Origin of the sequence: Rhizobium sp. BT04 (assembly GCF_030053135.1) — a bacterium.
GTDB classification, from domain to species: domain Bacteria; phylum Pseudomonadota; class Alphaproteobacteria; order Rhizobiales; family Rhizobiaceae; genus Rhizobium; species Rhizobium binxianense.
On sequence record NZ_CP125652.1, the window covers coordinates 3,763,672 to 3,782,178 of the forward strand.

General features: G+C 62.6%; 14 protein-coding genes. 8 read left to right on the top strand and 6 right to left on the bottom strand.

Annotated elements, in window-relative coordinates; genetic code table 11:
* The first annotated feature begins 145 nt into the window (after nt 1-145).
* On the top strand, nt 146-1,909 hold the full coding sequence (locus tag QMO82_RS26645) for a succinoglycan biosynthesis protein exop (RefSeq protein ID WP_183605718.1): 1,764 nt from the start codon (nt 146-148) through the stop codon (nt 1,907-1,909).
* 120 nt (nt 1,910-2,029) lie between these two features.
* Nucleotides 2,030-2,929 (top strand): bifunctional methylenetetrahydrofolate dehydrogenase/methenyltetrahydrofolate cyclohydrolase FolD, encoded by a 900-nt coding sequence (gene folD / locus QMO82_RS26650; RefSeq protein ID WP_183605719.1) that lies wholly within the window; start codon nt 2,030-2,032, stop codon nt 2,927-2,929.
* Between the two features lie 99 nt (nt 2,930-3,028).
* Here folD and QMO82_RS26655 read toward each other — a convergent pair whose 3' ends face one another.
* Nucleotides 3,029-4,054: a LacI family DNA-binding transcriptional regulator gene (locus QMO82_RS26655; RefSeq protein ID WP_183605720.1), complete on the bottom strand. Its 1,026-nt coding sequence runs from the start codon at nt 4,052-4,054 to the stop codon at nt 3,029-3,031.
* 297 nt (nt 4,055-4,351) lie between these two features.
* On the opposite strand from QMO82_RS26655, the gene QMO82_RS26660 reads away from it, so the two are divergent.
* The 6 genes from QMO82_RS26660 to QMO82_RS26685 all read left to right on the top strand — a co-directional run bounded on the left by QMO82_RS26660 (nt 4,352) and on the right by QMO82_RS26685 (nt 11,405).
* On the top strand, nt 4,352-5,713 hold the full coding sequence (locus QMO82_RS26660) for an ABC transporter substrate-binding protein (protein WP_183605721.1): 1,362 nt from the start codon (nt 4,352-4,354) through the stop codon (nt 5,711-5,713).
* A 186-nt stretch (nt 5,714-5,899) separates the two neighbouring features.
* On the top strand, nt 5,900-6,913 hold the full coding sequence (locus QMO82_RS26665; RefSeq protein WP_183605722.1) for a carbohydrate ABC transporter permease: 1,014 nt from the start codon (nt 5,900-5,902) through the stop codon (nt 6,911-6,913).
* A 1-nt stretch (nt 6,914) separates the two neighbouring features.
* Nucleotides 6,915-8,078 carry a carbohydrate ABC transporter permease gene (locus tag QMO82_RS26670; RefSeq protein ID WP_183605723.1) on the top strand — a complete coding sequence of 388 codons (1,164 nt, stop codon included), beginning with the start codon at nt 6,915-6,917 and terminating at the stop codon, nt 8,076-8,078.
* 34 nt (nt 8,079-8,112) lie between these two features.
* Nucleotides 8,113-9,765: an alpha-glucosidase gene (locus tag QMO82_RS26675; protein WP_183605724.1), complete on the top strand. Its 1,653-nt coding sequence runs from the start codon at nt 8,113-8,115 to the stop codon at nt 9,763-9,765.
* 21 nt (nt 9,766-9,786) lie between these two features.
* On the top strand, nt 9,787-10,875 hold the full coding sequence (locus QMO82_RS26680; protein ID WP_183605725.1) for an ABC transporter ATP-binding protein: 1,089 nt from the start codon (nt 9,787-9,789) through the stop codon (nt 10,873-10,875).
* A gap of 176 nt (nt 10,876-11,051) precedes the next feature.
* The gene (locus tag QMO82_RS26685) at nt 11,052-11,405 is read left to right on the top strand and encodes a hypothetical protein (RefSeq protein ID WP_049813631.1); all 354 of its coding nucleotides are present in this window, start codon (nt 11,052-11,054) and stop codon (nt 11,403-11,405) included.
* Between the two features lie 85 nt (nt 11,406-11,490).
* Here QMO82_RS26685 and edd read toward each other — a convergent pair whose 3' ends face one another.
* The 5 genes from edd to QMO82_RS26710 all read right to left on the bottom strand — a co-directional run bounded on the left by edd (nt 11,491) and on the right by QMO82_RS26710 (nt 18,454).
* Nucleotides 11,491-13,311 carry a phosphogluconate dehydratase gene (edd, locus tag QMO82_RS26690; protein WP_183605726.1) on the bottom strand — a complete coding sequence of 607 codons (1,821 nt, stop codon included), beginning with the start codon at nt 13,309-13,311 and terminating at the stop codon, nt 11,491-11,493.
* Between the two features lie 77 nt (nt 13,312-13,388).
* Complete coding sequence (gene pgl / locus QMO82_RS26695; protein ID WP_183605727.1) at nt 13,389-14,087, bottom strand: 6-phosphogluconolactonase; 699 nt, start codon at nt 14,085-14,087, stop codon at nt 13,389-13,391.
* 10 nt (nt 14,088-14,097) lie between these two features.
* Entirely contained in the window at nt 14,098-15,573 is a 1,476-nt protein-coding gene (zwf, locus tag QMO82_RS26700) for a glucose-6-phosphate dehydrogenase (RefSeq protein ID WP_272782962.1), read from the bottom strand.
* Nucleotides 15,574-15,707: 134 nt separating this feature from the next.
* Nucleotides 15,708-17,006: an FAD-binding oxidoreductase gene (locus tag QMO82_RS26705; protein WP_183605729.1), complete on the bottom strand. Its 1,299-nt coding sequence runs from the start codon at nt 17,004-17,006 to the stop codon at nt 15,708-15,710.
* Nucleotides 17,007-17,017: 11 nt separating this feature from the next.
* Nucleotides 17,018-18,454: a glutamine synthetase family protein gene (locus tag QMO82_RS26710; protein WP_183605730.1), complete on the bottom strand. Its 1,437-nt coding sequence runs from the start codon at nt 18,452-18,454 to the stop codon at nt 17,018-17,020.
* Nucleotides 18,455-18,507: the final 53 nt, after the last annotated feature.

An 18,507-nucleotide genomic window follows, 5' to 3' on the forward strand; every position in this document is an offset into this window, starting at 1 on the left:
AGTTGATGCCGATTTAACGATAGATGCATAGTTCTTACACGCTGCGGTTAACCATTTCTTTGCCATGAATATTTAGACTGGTTTAATCATCTGCGCCCGTGCGGATGAGCGAATTCGGCCATCCTGTGCATGAGATGTGGCGCAAATGTACGATATCAGGGCCAGAAGCAGTTTCCACGATCGCGCAGCCGCAGGGCTGCGTGACGACCGCTATGGATCGCCTCGGCCGAACCGGCCTGATATCGCCCCGCCGGAGGCCGAACTGCTGCGCGTCATCGGCCGTGCGCTGGAAGAGCAGCGCGCAAAAGCGGCGCCCACGCCGCCGCTGGTCGACCGCATCGAAACCATCCTCGGCAATCGCCTGCGGGCCGCCAATGATGTCGGCCTTCCGCTTCCTCGGGAACGGGCGCGTCATGAACAGCTGGCCGCTCCGGCCAGCGAGCCGATGATCTTGCATGAACCGCTGGCCGCGATTCGTGAGGAACCGGCCGAGACCCTGCCGGCGGCGCCACTGCGGCGCGTCGGCGGCATTGGTCTTCTGACAATGGTCGCGGCTGCGACGATCATCGGCGCGGGCCTGCCGGCATTGATGCCGACTTCGCCAGCCCTCTACCGCGCCGAAGCGATGCTTGCGGTGAAGACCGATGCCGCAAGTCGCGCCGCCTTCACCCAGGCAGCAGTGAAAGGGCTGCTGTCGGCGCGGGTGGTTGCTTCGACGGTCGCCGCCCTGAAACTCGATCACGATCCCGAATTTGCCGGCCGCGGTGCCGATGCGCTTGGCGTTGCGCTCGATCTCCTCTCGGCGACCGGTACTGCCGCCGATCCGGCCTCGCGCGCCGAGGCGACGTTGAAACACGCGGTCGAGATTCTGCCCGATGCCGCCTCCGGCACGATCCTCGTGAGGGTGACGACAGGCGACAGCGGCAAATCCATGCGCATCGCCGCGAGGCTTGCTGAAGCAGTTTCCTCGGTAGATGGACCCGGCGGCAACGCCGAAACCGACGCCGCCTTGCGCAAGGCCTATGACGAGGCGAAGGCGGCGCTTGCCGCCTTCACGGCAAAGAGCGGCGAGGGCAATGTCAAGGTGGCGGTCGATCTTCGCCGCCAGATCGACCGGCTCGATGCCGATCTGAAAGAGGCAGACCAGAATATCCTCGACGCCAAGGCGCAGGCCGACCGGCTCAAGGCGGCAAAACTTGCCGGGGTGCTCGACGGTTCGTTGCCCGCCGATATGCTTTCGCCGGCGCTGCAGGACTGGCGCGACAAATATGCCGTCGCCAGGACAGCGCTGGCCCAGCTTTCGGCCGAGCTCGGCCCGCGCCATCCGCGCCTCTTGCAGCAGCAGACCGAAACCGATGGCGTGAAGGAGAATATGAGCAAGGAACTGACCCGTCTAGCTCAGGCCGCCAATGTCGCCGCCAAGGCTGCCGTCGATGCGCGCAAGGGCTTGAACGACCGCCGCAACACGCTGATCGCTCAAAGCCGGGATACCGGCGTCGATCTTTCCCGGCTGACCGAGCTCAGCGAGAAGGCCAATGCCGCGCGTTCGCGCCTGGAAAATGCGGCTCCCGCGTCGGCCGGAACGGTTGCCGATGGCCGCGTCACGCTCATCAAGCCGGCATTGGCAACGGCGGTATCGGCGAGGGATGGCCGGACCGGACGTTCGCTCGCCGGCGCTGCCGCGGGTCTCGTCGCAGGTCTTGCTGCAGCTTTCCTGCTGCGCCGGCGTAAACCCATGGCCGTACCCGAAGAGGAAATGCCGGTATCCCTCCCGCTGTCTTCCGCGCCGCCGGCACCGCAATCTGTCCCGCCCCCGGCCGACGAGATGGAGATGCTGCGCTCCGAGATCTCCGGCCTGCGCGACCGGCTTCGTATTCATGCGCTCGAAGCGCGGCAGCCGCTGCGCTGAACGAACATTTCCTTGCAAGTTTGATATTGCCTTGTTGCTTTCCGACAGGATAGGGCGTTAGCGGGCATTTGACGCTCGTCGACTATCCATAGATTGACGCAAAACAGGGCGGAGAGACGCGTGACGACAGTAATCGACGGCAAGAACGTAGCTGCATCGGTCATTCAGACGGTCAAGAGTGCGACGGCAGCGTTGGAAAGGAGCAGCGGCGTTACGACAGGCCTTGCGGTCGTCATCGTCGGCGACGATCCGGCGAGCCACGCCTATGTCGGCTCCAAGGGCCGCATGGCCAAGGAATGCGGTTTCAAGTCGGTCCAGCACACGCTGCCGGCCGAGACCAGGCAGGAGGATCTGGCAGCCCTCGTCGCCACCCTCAACGCCGATCCGTCGATCCACGGCATCCTGGTGCAGTTGCCGTTGCCGAAGCCGCTCGACAGCGAGCCGATCATTCAGTCGATCCTGCCGGAAAAGGATGTCGACGGGCTCAGCGTCATCAATGCCGGCAAGCTCGCCACCGGCGACCTGAAGACCGGTCTGGTCTCCTGCACGCCGGCCGGCGCCATGGTCTTCGTCCGCCGCACCCATGGCGAGGACCTCTCCGGCCTCAACGCCGTCGTCATCGGCCGCTCCAACCTATTCGGCAAGCCGATGGCGCAATTGCTGCTCAACGCCAATGCCACGGTGACGATCGCGCATTCCAGAACCAAGAACCTCGCCGAGGTCTGCCGCAACGCCGATATTCTGGTCGCCGCCGTCGGCCGGCCGGAGATGGTCAGGGCCGATTGGGTGAAGCCGGGTGCGACGGTTATCGATGTCGGCATCAACCGGGTGCCGGCCCCCGACAAAGGCGAAGGCAAGACCCGGCTCGTCGGCGATGTTGCCTTCCAGGAAGTCGCCGAGGTCGCCAGCACCATCACCCCGGTGCCCGGGGGCGTCGGCCCGATGACCATCGCCATGCTGATGGCCAACACTGTCATCGCCGCCCATCGCGCGGCCGGGCAGACCCCGCCACAGTTTTGATTAGAGCAATTCCAGGAAAACTGCGAAGCGCCTTTGCCGGGAATTGCATAAAACAAAAAGTTAGAGCGGTTTTGCGTTTCTATGAAAAGCTGAACCGCTCTAGATTTGCGGGGCAGGGCCGGTCGAGGCCCTGACGATCAGCTCGGTCTTCCAGAGCTCCTGGTCGGGGAAGGGGGCGGCCTGCTTCACCGTGCCGATCAGCCGCTGGGCGATGCGGACGCCGGCGGCCCGCAAGGACGAGCGTGTCGTCGTCAGCGGCACCGAGAAGTTTTCCGGCTTCAAGAGCGGCAGCACGTCGTCATGGGCGATCAGCGAAATATCCTCGCCGAGCCGCAATCCCGCCTGATTGACTGCGCGGATCGCGCCGAGCGCCAGCACCGTGCTGGAACAGAGGATCGCCGTCGGCCGCTCCGGCAGCTGCAGGAACCGTTCCATCGCCAGCAGGCCCTGCTCGTCCGTCATCAGCGCGTGGCTCATGCAATCTTCATCGAGCGCCAGCCCGCGCTCAGCAAGGGCTGATATGACGCCGTTCTTCCGGCGGATGGCGAAATCGAGATGCATCGGCCCGTTCATCAGCGCAAAGCGCGTATGGCCGAGCTGCAGCAGCAGCCGCGTCGCACCGTAGAAGGCCCCTTCATTGTCGATGTCGAGATAGGGATAGTCCGGCTCCGAACCGAAGGAGCGGCCGTGCACGACATAGGGCATGGAGAGCGATTTCAGCATGGGAAGCCGCGGGTCGTGGCCGCGCATATAGGCGACGAACAGGGCGTCGACATTGCCGCTGATCGCAAGGCGCCGCAATGCGGCCACCTCGTCATCCGGGTCGGCCGGCATGATCACGAAATGGAAGTCGTGGCGCACGGCCTCTTCGCCGAGCCCGGCCAGGAATTCGCCGAAATGCACGTCGGAGTGGTGGCCGGGCGCCGTCGGCATGACGAGGCCGATCGAGCCTGCCTTGCCGGTCGCCAGCCGCTGCGCCGCCTTGTTCGGCCGGTACCCGGTTTCCTTGACGGCCTGAAGTACGCGCTCCCGGGTCGCCTCGTTGACCTCGGGATAGCCGTTGAGCGCTCGGCTCACCGTCGTCTGCGACAGCCCCAGCAATTCCGATAGCTGTTTGAGATTCACCTGTTATGCTTCCTCCCGGCCCGCTTTGCGGCCGTCTTGAAAAGGCCTGCCGCCTCCGAGTGGCATCCAAAGCGCTTTCAATTATGTAGCATTTGACGCGCTTGACTCAAGAAAAATCGCTCCATATTTCCCGATAGGCGCCGCTGCGCCGCGATAACAGCCGTATTCACAACCGGTTATCGCGAATTGACTTGACTCCATTCCACCGAAAGTGAAATGAGTTGGGTGTCAAAGCGCTTTGAAATTTCTTTTTAAGGGAATTCGGCGCGGTTGGGATTGTGATGGGAGGATGATCACATGAAAAAGTCATTTTTGATGGGCGTTGCCGCGGCAGCGCTTTTTGCCGGCGCTGCGTCCGCGGCCGATTTGAAATTTGCCCCCGGACAGGATGCCAAGTTCAACTGGAAGAGCTATGACGAATTCAAGGCTGCCCACGCCGATCTGAAGGGCCAGCCGCTGACGATCTTCGGGCCGTGGCGCGGCGAGGACGAGGCGTTCTTCCAGAGCGTTCTTGCCTATTTCACCGAAGCCACCGGCATCGATGTCAAATATTCCTCTTCCGAAAACTACGAACAGCAGATCGTCATCGATACGCAGGCAGGCTCGCCGCCGAACATTGCCGTTCTGCCGCAGCCGGGCCTGCTCGCCGATCTCGCCAGCAAGGGCTTCCTGACGCCGCTCGGCGATGACAACTCCAAGTGGATCAAGGACAATTACGGCGCCGGCGACAGCTGGGTCGGGTACGGCACCTACAAGGGCAAGGACGGCAAGGAAGCCTTCTACGCCTTCCCCTACAAGGCCGACGTGAAATCGCTGGTCTGGTATGTTCCGGAGAACTTCGAGGAAGCCGGCTACAAGATCCCGACGACCATGGAAGAACTGCATGCCCTGACCGACCAGATCGTCAAGGACGGCGGCGTTCCCTGGTGCATCGGTCTCGGTTCCGGCGGCGCCACCGGCTGGCCGGCGACCGACTGGGTCGAAGACCTCATGCTGCGCATGCAGCCGCCGGAAGCCTATGACAAGTGGACGACCAACGAGCTGAAATTCACCGATCCGGCCGTCGTTGCCGCGATCGACGAATTCGGCAAGTTCGCCAAGAACGCGAAATACGTCGATGGCGGCGTCGCGGCCGTGGCCTCGACCGACTTCCGCGACAGCCCGAAGGGTCTGTTCGCGGTTCCGCCGAAGTGCTACATGCACCACCAGGCCTCGTTCATCCCGTCCTTCTTCCCTGAGGGCACGAAGCTCGGCCAGGATGCCGACTTCTTCTACATGCCGACCTATGCGTCGCATCCCGAGCTCGGCAAGCCGGTTCTCGGCGCCGGCACGCTCGTCTCGATCGCCAAGGACTCGAAGACAGCCCGCGCCTTCATCGACTTCCTGAAGACCCCGATCGCCCACGAGGTCTGGATGGCGCAGTCGAGCTTCCTGACCCCGTATAAGGGTGTCAGCACCGAAGCCTATGCCAACCCGCAGATGAAGAAGGAAGGCGAGATCCTGACCTCGGCCACCACCTTCCGCTTCGACGGTTCCGACCTGATGCCGGGCAAGATCGGCGCCGGCGCCTTCTGGACGGGCATGGTCGATTTCGTCGGCGGCAAGTCGGCCGAAGAGGCTGCAGGCGAAATCCAGAGCGCCTGGGACGGCATCAAGTAATCTTCAAAATGCTGCCGCCGGCTTGCCGGCGGCACGGCTTGCATGACTGGCCGGGCTCGCAAAGAGCCCGGCCATCGCAGGCTGTATTGTGATGGGGCAATGCGAATAGATTGACGATGACCGGCGCTGACCCGTCAGCATAAAGACCGGTCGGGATAAGATCAGGGGAAGCAGGGGAGGGACGAAATGCTGTTGCAGATTGTGTCCGCTTTGGGCGTCGTGGTCGGGGCCGTTATCGCGTGCTCGGCCTATTTCTATTTTTCGAACAAGATCCTGGATCTGGCTCTGCCGGTGAAGGATGGCGACATCCGCGCCGCATCGCGCAATCTCAACCGTCGCGCGCTGATCCGGCCGTGGTTGTTCATCGGCCCGGCGCTCTTCCTGCTCATCGTCTATCTCGTCTATCCCGTCGTTGCGACCTTCATCCTGTCCTTCTACGATCGGTCGGGCAATCAGTTCGTCGGCGCGACGAACTACCTGTGGGCCTTGAACGACCGCGAATTCCGCCAGTCGATCTTCAACAACATCCTCTGGCTCGCCGTCGTGCCGGCCGCCTGCACCTTCTTCGGCCTCGTCATCGCGGTGATGACCGATCGCATTTGGTGGGGCAATATCGCCAAAAGCATCGTCTTCATGCCGATGGCGATCTCCTTCGTCGGCGCCTCGGTCATCTGGAAATTCATCTATGAATATCGCGGCGGCAATGACGTCCAGATCGGCCTGCTGAACGCCATTGTCCAGACGTTTGGCGGCACGCCCGAGGTGTGGATCTCCATTCCATTCTGGAACAACTTCTTCCTGATGGTCATCCTGATCTGGATCCAGACCGGTTTTGCCATGGTCATCCTGTCTGCCGCCCTTCGCGGCATTCCCGAGGAAACGATCGAAGCCGCCGTCATCGACGGCGCCAATGGCTGGCAGATCTTCTGGCGCATCATGGTGCCGCAGGTCTGGGGCTCGATCGCCGTCGTCTGGACGACGATCACCATCCTCGTCCTCAAGGTCTTCGATATCGTGCTGACCATGACCAACGGCCAGTGGCAGACGATGGTGCTGGCGAACCTGATGTTCGACTGGATGTTCCGCGGCGGCGGCGATTCCGGCCGAAGTGCCGTCATCGCCATCATCATCATGCTCGCCGTCACGCCGATCATGGTCTGGAACGTGCGCCGCGCCAACCGCGAACTGAAGGGGCACTGAGATGACTGCTGCCGGAAGCTACTTCAAGATCGGCCCCGCCCGTCTCTTCGTTCACGCCGCCGTTCTGCTGATCGTCATCGTCTGGCTGATCCCGACGCTCGGCATCTTCGTCAGCGCGCTGCGCGACAAGGACCAGATCGTCGTCTCCGGCTGGTGGACGGCCTTCGTCGGTTCGACGCAGACGGCCGCGGTCCGCCTCGGTACACCCGACCAGCAAAAGCAGGAGGGTGCCACCTACGTCATCTCGGGCAATGTGCTGGAAGGACAGACTGGCCGCGCGGTCAAGGCCTTCGGCAACCGCATACAGCAGCCGGCCGCCTTCAAGGCCGGTGAGACCGCCGATCTCGGCGACGGTGAAACCCTGCAGATCAACAGCGACGGCAGTTATCGCTATGTGAAGAACGCGGCCTTCTCGCCCGACGAACGCCCGAAGCGCATCTATGCATCCGTCTCGGCACCGCCGGAATTCACGATGCAGAACTACAAGACTGTTCTGACCGGCGAGGGCATTGGCCAGTCCTTCATCAACTCGCTAACCGTGACGATCCCGGCGACGATCATCCCGATCCTGATTGCCGCTTTCGCCGCCTATGCCTTGAGCTGGATGGAATTTCCCGGCCGGGCGCTTTTGATTGCGCTCGTCGTCGGCCTCATCGTCGTGCCGCTGCAGATGTCGCTGATCCCGCTGCTGCGTCTCTATAACGAAATCGGCAACATGCTCGGCCAGCCGTCGAAGACCTATCCCGGCATCTGGCTGGCCCATACCGCCTTCGGCATGCCGCTCGCCATTTATCTCTTGCGGGCCTATATCGCCGGCCTGCCGAAGGAGATCATCGAATCCGCCCGCGTCGATGGCGCAAGCGATTTCGAGATCTTCGTCCGCATCGTTTTGCCTCTGTCCTTCCCGGCACTCGCCTCCTTCGCCATCTTCCAGTTCCTGTGGGTGTGGAACGACCTGCTCGTCGCCATGGTCTTCCTCGGCACCGACAAGGACCACCTCGTGCTGACCGGCAGCCTGAACGCGCTGCTCGGCTCGCGCGGCGGCAATTGGGAGATTTTGACGGCGTCGGCCTTCGTCACCATCATCGTGCCGCTGCTCGTCTTCTTCGGGCTGCAGCGTTACTTGGTGCGCGGTCTGCTGGCGGGTTCGGTCAAGGGAGGCTGACCATTCCCGACCGTGACTTCAAACAGGATATTCCATGAACGTGGCTTCTCAATCGATCTCGACCCCCGACAAGGACTGGTGGCGCGGTGCGGTGATCTATCAGATCTACCCGCGCTCCTACCAGGATTCGAACGGTGACGGCATCGGCGACCTGAAGGGCATCACCGCCCGCCTGCCGCATGTGGCAAGCCTCGGCGTCGATGCGATCTGGATCTCGCCCTTCTTCACCTCGCCGATGCGCGATTTCGGTTACGACGTTTCCGACTACGAGAATGTCGATTCGATCTTCGGCACGCTGGTGGATTTCGATACGATGATCGCCGAGGCTCATCGCCTCGGCATCCGGGTGATGATCGACCTCGTCATCTCCCACAGCTCGGATCAGCATCCCTGGTTCGTCCAGAGCCGCTCCAGCAAGACCAACGCCAAGGCCGACTGGTATGTCTGGGCCGACGCCAAGCCGGACGGCACCCCGCCGAACAACTGGCTGTCGATCTTCGGCGGCTCGGCATGGGCGTGGGATCCGACGCGCATGCAATATTACCTGCACAACTTCCTGACCTCGCAGCCGGATATGAATCTGCATAATCCTGAGGTGCAGGACCGTCTGCTCGATGTCGTGCGCTTCTGGCTGAACCGCGGCGTCGACGGCTTCCGCCTCGACACCATCAACTTCTATTTCCACGATCCGCTTCTGCGCGACAATCCGGCGCTCGCGCCCGAACGGCGCAACGCCTCGACGGCGCCCGCGGTCAATCCCTATAATTTCCAGGAGCATGTCTACGACAAGAACCGGCCGGAGAATCTTGCCTTCCTGAAGCGCTTCCGTGCCGTTCTCGAGGAGTTCCCGGCAATCGCCGCCGTCGGCGAAGTCGGCGACAGCCAGCGCGGCCTCGAAATCGTCGGCGAATACACCTCCGGCAACGACAAGATGCATATGTGTTATGCCTTCGAGTTCCTGGCGCCCGATCCCCTGACGCCGGAGCGCGTCGAGGAGGTGATGGAGGATTTCGAAGCCGCTGCACCCGATGGCTGGGCCTGCTGGGCCTTCTCCAACCACGACGTCATGCGCCATGTCAGCCGCTGGGGCGCTTTGGTCGCCGATCACGACGCCTTCGCCAAGCTCTATGCCTCGCTGCTGATGACGCTGCGCGGCTCCGTCTGCCTTTATCAGGGTGAGGAACTGGCGCTGACGGAGGCCGATCTCGCCTATCAGGATCTGCAGGATCCCTATGGCATCCAGTTCTGGCCGGAATTCAAGGGCCGCGACGGCTGCCGCACCCCGATGGTCTGGGACAGCCAGGTCGCCCAGGGCGGTTTCTCCACAGTCAAGCCCTGGCTGCCGGTGCCGGTCGAGCATATCCTGCGCGCCGTCAGCGTCCAGCAGGGCGACGAGGCTTCGGTGCTGGAGCACTATCGCCGCTTCATCGCCTTCCGTAAGCTGCACCCGGCTTTTGCCAAGGGCGAAATCGAATTCGAGGAGACTGAGGGCGATACGCTGGTCTTCACCCGGGAATACGGCAATGAGAAGCTGCTCTGCATCTTCAACATGAGCCCGGCCGAAACCGGCGTCACCCTGCCTGCGGGAGAATGGCAGGCGTTGACGGGGCATGGCTTTATCAGCAACAACTATGGCGACAAGATCGATATTCCGGCCTGGGGGGCGTATTTCGCCCGTCTCGCTTAAGGATCAGGAGGGGAGAGAGACATGACTGGACTGACGCTGAAGGATATCCGCAAATCCTACGGTTCCGTGGACGTTCTCCACGGGATCGACCTCGATATCAAGCAAGGCGAGTTTATCGTCTTCGTCGGTCCGTCGGGCTGCGGCAAGTCCACGCTTCTGCGCATGATCGCCGGCCTCGAGGCGATCACCGGCGGTGAAATGTATATTGACGGCCATCTCGTCAATGACGTGCCGCCCTCCAAGCGCGGCATCGCCATGGTCTTCCAGTCCTATGCGCTCTACCCGCACATGACCGTCTTCGACAACATGGCCTTCGGCATGAAGATTGCCGGTGAAAGCAAGCAGGAAATCGACCGCCGCGTGCGGGCCGCGGCCGAGAGCCTGCAGCTGACCAAATATCTCGACCGCCTGCCGAAAGCCCTTTCCGGCGGCCAGCGCCAGCGCGTGGCGATCGGCCGCGCCATCTGCCGCGATCCGAAGGTCTTCCTGTTCGACGAGCCGCTGTCCAACCTCGATGCCGCGCTGCGCGTCGCCACCCGCATCGAGATCGCCCGCCTGAACGAACAGATGGCCGATACGACGATGATCTACGTCACCCACGACCAGGTCGAGGCGATGACGCTGGCCGACCGCATCGTCGTTCTCTCCGCCGGCAATATCGAGCAGGTCGGCGCGCCGCTGGAGCTCTACGAGCGCCCGGCCAACCTCTTCGTTGCGAAATTTATCGGCTCGCCGGCCATGAACATCATCCCGGCGACGGTGGCCGGCACCGGAAGCCAGACGACGGTGACGCTGACCGGCGGCATGTCGGTGACGCTCGATGTGGCGACCGACGCGGCCGAAACCGGCAAGCAGGCAAGCTTCGGCGTTCGTCCGGAGGATCTCCGGGTTGCCGATGGCGCTGACTACCTTTTCGAAGGTGAAGTGTCGATCGTCGAAGCGCTCGGCGAAGTGACGCTGCTCTATATCGAAGGCCTGGTGCCCGGCGAACCGATCGTCGTCAAGCTGCCCGGCATCTACGATGTGAAGAAGGGCCAGAGGATGCGCTTTGCCGCCGACAGGCAGAAGTTGCATCTCTTTGATGCAACCGGTCACACCTACCGGAAATGAAGCGGCCATTTTTGGGGGGATCATCCCAAGAATTGTCCGGGACGGGCCGAATTCTCACTTTCTGTTAAAGATCGGCTGCTACCTTTTCCCAGTCAATTTATGAGGGGGATAAGCACGTGGCCGCTTCCAATCCGTCACAGCCAAAATCTCATTTCCTGAGCAAGGAAGAATCCTTCATGTACGACCGCGAGGCGCGGTTCAAGATGGAGGACACAATGAATGCCGCGCGCATCGAATATACGGAAAAGGGCGTCATGCACGCGGCTTCGCGCCGCTGCGATATCATCCGGATCTCGATGAGTAGCGCAACACTTGCGATCCTGACCCAGTTCAACCTGCCGAAGCAGTTCTATCTGGATATTCCGGATGCCCGGATCACTAAGGTCGGCTGCCTGTTGATGAAGGTCAACGCCAACAACACGATCGAAGTCCGCTTCCTGCGCCTGCTGACGCAGAAGGAGCTGAACAAGATCTTCGTCTACAGCACCCACCCGGCGCATCGCGACTACGTGCTCGATATCCGCGCCTGACGGATAGCACCGGACCGACGAAATGAAAAAACCGCGGGGTGCTTCGCGCGCCACGCGGTTTTTTGTTCGCCCTGAGCGACTGTGCTCAGTGGAAGAGCACGCTGGCGCCCTGATCCGAAGCGCCGACGGCGCGGCGGAACGGTGCGAAGAGCTCGCGGCCCATGCCGAATTCATTGTCGGAGAGATCGACGGTCACCGGCTCGCGCTCGGCCAAGTCTGCCGCATCGACGAGCAGTTCGAGCGTGCCCTTGATCGCATCGAGGCGAATGATATCGCCGTCGCGGATGCGGGCGATCGGGCCGCCGTCGACCGCTTCCGGGGTGACGTGGATCGCGGCCGGCACCTTGCCGGATGCGCCGGACATGCGCCCGTCGGTCAGCAGCGCCACGCGGAAGCCGCGGTCCTGCAGCACACCGAGCGGCGGCGTCAGCTTGTGCAGCTCCGGCATGCCGTTCGCCTTCGGGCCCTGGAAGCGCACGACGGCGATGAAATCGCGGTTGAGCTTGCCTTCCTTGAACGCGTCCTGCAGTTCCTGCTGGCTGTGGAAGATGATCGCCGGCGCCTCGATGATGTGACGTTCCGGCTTGACGGCCGAGATCTTGATAACCGCCTTGCCGAGATTGCCGCGCAGCATCTTCAGCCCGCCATTCGCCTGGAACGGCGTTTCGATGCTGGAAAGCACCTTCGGATCGTGGCTCTTATCCGGCGACGGCTCGCGCAGAACGCCGCCGTTTTCGCCGAGGCGGGCATCGACCGTATAGGCTTGGAGACCCTGGCCGAAGACGGTGCGCACATCGTCATGCACCAGGCCGTGCTTCAGGAGTTCCTTGATCAGGAAGCCCATGCCGCCGGCCGCCTGGAAATGGTTCACGTCGGCAAGCCCGTTCGGGTAGACGCGGGCAAGCAGCGGCACCACTTCCGAAAGCTCGGCAATGTCCTGCCAGGTGAGATGGATGCCGGCCGCCCGCGCCATGGCGACCAGGTGCAGCGTATGGTTGGTCGAGCCGCCGGTCGCATGCAGGCCGACGACACCGTTGACGACCGAGCGCTCGTCGATCATCTCGCCCGCCGGGGTGAATTCGTTGCCGAGCGCGGTGATCGCCAACGCCCGCTTGGCGGCTTCGCGCGTCAGCGCTTCGCGCAGCGGCGTGCCGGGGTTGATGAAGGAGGAGCCGGGCATATGGAAGCCCATGATCTCCATCAGCATCTGGTTGGAATTGGCGGTGCCGTAGAAGGTGCAGGTGCCGGGGCCGTGATAGGATTTCGATTCCGCCTCCAGCAGCTCGGCACGGCCGACCTTGCCCTCGGCAAAGAGCTGGCGCACGCGCGACTTTTCGTCGTTCGGCAGGCCTGTCGTCATCGGACCGGCGGGAACGAAGATCGACGGCAGGTGCCCGAAGGACAGGGCCGCGATGACCAGGCCCGGCACGATCTTGTCGCAGACGCCGAGGAAGAGGGCGGCATCGAACATGTTGTGCGACAGGCCGACGCCCGCCGACATGGCGATCAGGTCGCGTGAGAACAGCGAGAGCTCCATGCCCGGCTGTCCCTGGGTGACGCCGTCGCACATGGCCGGCACGCCGCCGGCCACCTGCGCCACGCCGCCTGCTTCTGCGGCCGCTTCGCGGATGATCGCCGGATAGGTCTCGAACGGCTGGTGGGCCGAGAGCATGTCGTTATAGGCGGTGATGATGCCGAGATTGGCGATGCGGTCACCGGCGAGCGCATCCTTCTCGGCGGGGGAACAGACCGCGAAGCCGTGGGCAAGGTTGGCGCAGCCGAGCACCGAACGGGCGACACCCTTGGACGCGGCGGCGCGCAGGCGTTCCAGGTAGCGCTCGCGAGATGGTTTCGAGCGTTCGACAATGCGATCGGTGATCGCAGAAATGCGTGCGTGAGCGGACATGGAAGATCCCTGCCTTGTTCGTTGTCGTATCTGTTTCGGCGGCTCTGGCCTGAATCTCGGTCCGAATGGACGGCCGATCAGGGAGCCCAGTAGATCTCGACCGGGGAAGTGGCCCGGCGCAGAACGGCGCGGATCGGCATTTCTGCCTCGTCTCCGTTGCCTTCCGCCTTGGCGAGAACGTCTTTTTTGCCTTCGCCCTCAATATGAAGAACCAGGAGTGCGGCATCCTGAAGACTGGAGAAGGTGAAGGTCAGGCGCGGCTCGCCGGCTCCTTCCGCTTCCATGGTGATGATGCCGCGTGGGGTCGATGCATCGAGCGCCTTGGCAAGATTGCTGCCGCCGGGAAAGAACGAGGCCGTGTGGCCGTCGCCGCCCATGCCCAGGATGACGATGTCGAAGGGCGAACTGATCGCCCTGGTCTTCTCGGTCGCAAGCGAAGCGGCCTCCTCCACCGAGGCGGCCTCCTGATAGAGCGGCAGGAAGCGCGCCGCCTTTGCCTTGTTCTGCAGCAGATTGGCATCGACCAGCAGATGGTTCGAGCGCGGATTGTCGGCCGGCACGAAACGTTCGTCTACAAGGGTGATCGTCACCTTGTCCCAGGCGATGTCGCGCGTCGACAGCGCCTGGAAGAAGGCCTTCGGCGTCGAGCCGCCGGAAACGGCGATGGACGCCGTTCCGCGGGCGGCAATCGCCGCCGAAAGCGTGCTCGCGACTTTGTCGGCAAGGCTGCCCGCGAGGTCTGCGGGGCTGGCGAAGGAGTGCAGGGTCGATGCCATCGGTTTCGTCCTAGATATCGTCATGCCAGGTGCGGCCGTCACGCTCGATCAGCGCGATGGCCTGGCTCGGGCCCCAGGTGCCGGCCGTATAACCCTGTACCTGCTGGCCGGTCGCTTCCCAGCCCTTGAGGATCGGGTCGACCCATCTCCATGCGGCTTCCACTTCGTCGCGGCGCATGAACAAGGTCTGGTTGGAGCGGATCACATCCATCAGCAGACGCTCGTAGGCGTCGGGATTGCGGACGTTGAAGGCTTGGGCGAAGCTCATGTCGAGGGAGACATTGCGCAGGCGCATACCGCCCGGACCCGGATCCTTGATCATCAGCGACTGCTTGACGCCTTCATCCGGCTGCAGCCGGATGATCAGCTGGTTGGCGACGATGCGCCCGGCCGCCTGGTCGAAAATCGCATGCGGGATCGGCTTGAAGGTGATGACGATCTCGGACATGCGCCCGGTCAGGCGCTTGCCGGTTCTGATGTAGAAGGGAACGCCCGCCCAGCGCCAGTTATTGATCTCGGCCTTGATGGCGACGAAGGTTTCGGTGTTCGAGACGCCGCCTTCGAGCTCTTCGAGATAACCCTTGACCGGGCCGCTGCCCGATGCGCCGGCGCGGTACTGGCCGCGCACCGTCGCCTGCTCGACATTGGAGGCATTGAGCGGCTTCAGTGCGCGCAGCACCTTCAGCTTCTCGTCGCGGACAGCTTCCGAATCCATCGACGAGGGCACTTCCATCGCCGTCAGGCAGAGCAGCTGCAGAATGTGGTTCTGCACCATGTCGCGCAGCGCGCCAGCCGTATCGTAATAACCGGCGCGGCCTTCGAGGCCGACCGATTCAGCGACCGTAATCTGCACGTGGTCGATATAATTGGCGTTCCACAGCGGCTCATAGAGTGCGTTGGCGAAGCGCAGCGCCATCAGGTTCTGCACCGTTTCCTTGCCGAGATAGTGGTCGATGCGGAAGATCTGCTCTTCCTTGAAGGCTCGGCCGATCGTGTCGTTCAGCTGCAGCGCCGAGGCGAGGTCGCGGCCGATCGGCTTCTCGACGACGATGCGGGTCGACTTGGTGATCAGCTTGTGGTCGTGGATTTTCTGCGAAATGTCGCCGAAGATGCCCGGAGCGACAGCGAGATAGAAAGAGCGAACGCGGTCCTTGCCCTCGTCGAGCAGCTTCTTGAGATGATCCCAACCGGCGTCCGTGCGGGCGTCGACGGAAACGTAGAAGAGACGGGCACAGAACTTTTCGACTTCCGCCTCGTCATATTCGCCCTTTTTCAGGTGCTCCTTGAGCGCGTCCTTGGCGAATTTGCGATATTCCTCATGCGAAAGCGGGCTGCGCGAAGCGCCGATGACACGGGTCGGTTCCGTAAACTGGCCCTCGATCTGGCGATGATAAAGCGCCGGCAGCAACTTGCGCTCGGCAAGGTCGCCGCTGCCGCCGAAGACGACGTAATCAAAAGGCTCAACGGGAATAATCTGGCTGCTCATGAGCTTGTCTCTCAATCAGGCTGGTTGGCGGCCCTTTTAATCTAATCGATTTAAAAAAGCCAGTGTGCAGTGCAATGAATCTCTCAGGCACCGGTTTTAGAGCGAATTCCCGGAAGAAGAAATCCGCAATCGGACTAAAACTTGTCGCGAAGCGCAAACCACGACAAGGCGAGAAAAAGCAGCGGCGCCCGCATGCGCGCTCCGCCGGGAAAGGCGGGAATATCGAGCGATTTGAACAGGTCGAGATCGCCGGATTTTCCAAGCACCGTTTCCGCGTAGAGCTTGCCACAGTAGTTTGACAGCATGACGCCATGGCCGGAATAACCGCCGATCGAGATGACGCCGGGCATGACCTCGCGTACGAAAGGCTGGCGCGGCATGGTGATGCCGACGCTGCCGCCCCAGGCGTGGGTGATGTCGATATTCTTCAGGTCAGGATAGATCTCGGCGATCTGCCGGCGGATGTGCTCGGAAATGTCCCGCGGATTGTCCGCCGTATAGGCTTCGCGCCCGCCGAACAGCAGGCGGCCGTCGCCGAATTTGCGGAAGTAGCGCACGACGAAGCGCGAATCGGCCACCGCCTCGCCGCCCGGCAGCACATCGGGGTATCGGTCGAGCGGCGCCGTGGCGCCGATGAAGGAGCGGATCGGCATGATATGGCTTGCCGTCACCGGTTCGAGGCCGTCGATATAGGCGTCGCAGGCGATCAGCGCGCGCTCGGCGGTGATCACACCCCTTTCGGTTTCGATCGTCACCTTGCCGCCGCTTTGGCGGATCGCCGTTGCCCTGGTCATCTCGAAGATTTCAGCGCCGGCATTGGCGGCGACCCGGGCCAGCCCGATGAGCAGCTTCAGCGGATGGATGTGGCCGGTGCCGACATCGCGCACGCCGCAATGGAAACGCTTCGAGCCGAGCCGCTCCTGCGTTTCCTTCTCGTCCATGAAGCTGATGTGCGGATAGCCGTAGCGCTCTGCGGCGATCGCGGCATTTTCATAATAGTCGCGTTTGTAGCTCGCCTTGTGCGCGACGTTGAGCTGGCCGGGCACATAGTCGATCTCGATCTGGTGCTCGCGGGCGAAATCGATGAGATGGCGCTTGGCCGCCTCGGCAAGATCAAACAACGCCTTCGAGCGTTCGTAGCCGATCTTCTCCTCGAGTTCTTCCGGCCACCAGCGCTGTCCGGTGCCAAGCTGGCCGCCATTGCGCCCCGACGCCCCGTCGCCGAAGCGGCAGGCCTCGATCAGCACCACCGAAACGCCCGCTTCGGCGAGATGATAGGCGGCCTGCAGGCCGGTGTAGCCGCCGCCGATGATGGCGACGTCTGCTGTTGTCGAGCCGTCGAGAGCCGCATAGGTCGGCCGCTCCCCGACGGTTGCCTGATACCAGGATAGCCCGGGCGCGATCGGGCTCTGCCACGTCTCCTGCAATGCCATGGATGGTTCCCTCACACGTTGAGCAGAAGGAATTCCCGCTCCCAGGGGCTGATCACCTGCATGAAGGTTTCGAACTCGCCGCGCTTGACGCCGGCATAGAGGCCGATGAACTGCTTGCCGAAAATCTCCTCGAAGGCGGGCTCGTCCTCGAGCAGCGCCACGGCTTCCAGGAGGCCGCGCGGCAGGTCGATCGAGCCTTCATTGGCCGAATCTTCGGTCGGCGCCGTCGGCTCGATCTCTTTCATGATGCCGAGCAGGCCGGCGGCAAGCGAGGCGGCGAGCGCCAGATAGGGATTGGCGTCCGAGCTCGGCAGCCGGTTTTCCACGCGCCGCGCCTGCGGATCGGAAACCGGCACGCGGAAGGCGGTCGTGCGGTTGTCGTAGCCCCAGGCATTGTTGACCGGGCAGGACATGTCGGGCTGCAGGCGCCGGTAGGAATTGACGTAGGGCGCCAGCATCGCCATCGCGCTCGGCACGAATTTCTGCATGCCGCCGATGAAATGGAAGAATTCCTTCGAGGCCGATCCGTCCGGATTGGAGAAGATGTTCTTGCCCGTCTCGATGTTGACCACCGACTGATGGATATGCATCGCCGAACCCGGCTGGCCCTGCATCGGCTTGGCCATGAAGGTCGCATAGATGTCGTGTTTCAGCGCCGCCTCGCGGATCGTGCGCTTGAACAGGAACACCTGGTCGGCAAGCTCGATCGGATTGCCGTGGCGCAGGTTGATTTCGAGCTGCGCCGGTCCCTCTTCGTGGATCAGCGTGTCGATCTCCAGCCCCTGCTTCTCCGAGAAATGATAGACATCGTCGATCAGCTCGTCGAATTCGTTGATGCCGGCGATCGAATAACCCTGGCCGCCGAGGATAGAGCGGCCGGACCGGCCTTTCGGCGGGTGTAGCGGATAATCGGGGTCGTCATTCTTGGCGACCAGGTAGAATTCGATCTCGGGCGCCACGATCGGCTTCCAGCCGCGCTCGTGATAGAGGCTCAGGATCCGCTTCAGCACGTTGCGCGGCGTATAGGGCACCTCGCCGCCGTCCGAATCGACGATGTCGCAGATCACCTGCGCCGTCGGGTCGGTCTCCCAGGGCACGACCGACAGCGTCGAAAGATCCGGCATCAGCTTCAGGTCGCTGTCGCGCGGCTCGTAGCGGAAGCTTTCGGTCTCGTCGGGATATTCGCCCGAAATCGTGTGCCGGTAGATCGCCGACGGCAGCGCCAGCGAGGTGTTCGAGGTGAATTTCGAGCTCGGCATCATCTTGCCGCGCGGAACGCCGGCAAGGTCCGGCGTGATGCATTCGATGTCCTCGATGCCCCGGTCCCTCAGCCACCGCGCTGCTTCCTTCCAGTTCGCAACGCCGCGCAGGGATCCGGGGTCCGGGGGAGTCTTCTTCGAGGCGGGTACGTTTCTGGCAGGCTTCAGCGTTGTCTTTTTTGGGGACATGACACACCGGTTTGGTTGATCGTGGCGCCATCATAACTGGACTTTGCCAATTG

Excerpts from the sequence above, each read along its gene's own strand:
- QMO82_RS26710 (WP_183605730.1), bottom strand. The coding sequence starts at position 18,454 with ATGTCCCCAAAAAAGACAACGCTGAAGCCTGCCAGAAACGTACCCGCC.
- pgl (WP_183605727.1), bottom strand. The coding sequence starts at position 14,087 with ATGGCATCGACCCTGCACTCCTTCGCCAGCCCCGCAGACCTCGCGGGC.
- QMO82_RS26680 (WP_183605725.1), top strand. The coding sequence starts at position 9,787 with ATGACTGGACTGACGCTGAAGGATATCCGCAAATCCTACGGTTCCGTG.
- edd (WP_183605726.1), bottom strand. The coding sequence starts at position 13,311 with ATGTCCGCTCACGCACGCATTTCTGCGATCACCGATCGCATTGTCGAA.
- QMO82_RS26705 (WP_183605729.1), bottom strand. The coding sequence starts at position 17,006 with ATGGCATTGCAGGAGACGTGGCAGAGCCCGATCGCGCCCGGGCTATCC.
- QMO82_RS26685 (WP_049813631.1), top strand. The coding sequence starts at position 11,052 with ATGTACGACCGCGAGGCGCGGTTCAAGATGGAGGACACAATGAATGCC.
- QMO82_RS26645 (WP_183605718.1), top strand. The coding sequence starts at position 146 with ATGTACGATATCAGGGCCAGAAGCAGTTTCCACGATCGCGCAGCCGCA.
- zwf (WP_272782962.1), bottom strand. The coding sequence starts at position 15,573 with ATGAGCAGCCAGATTATTCCCGTTGAGCCTTTTGATTACGTCGTCTTC.
- QMO82_RS26675 (WP_183605724.1), top strand. The coding sequence starts at position 8,113 with ATGAACGTGGCTTCTCAATCGATCTCGACCCCCGACAAGGACTGGTGG.
- QMO82_RS26665 (WP_183605722.1), top strand. The coding sequence starts at position 5,900 with ATGCTGTTGCAGATTGTGTCCGCTTTGGGCGTCGTGGTCGGGGCCGTT.
- QMO82_RS26670 (WP_183605723.1), top strand. The coding sequence starts at position 6,915 with ATGACTGCTGCCGGAAGCTACTTCAAGATCGGCCCCGCCCGTCTCTTC.
- QMO82_RS26660 (WP_183605721.1), top strand. The coding sequence starts at position 4,352 with ATGAAAAAGTCATTTTTGATGGGCGTTGCCGCGGCAGCGCTTTTTGCC.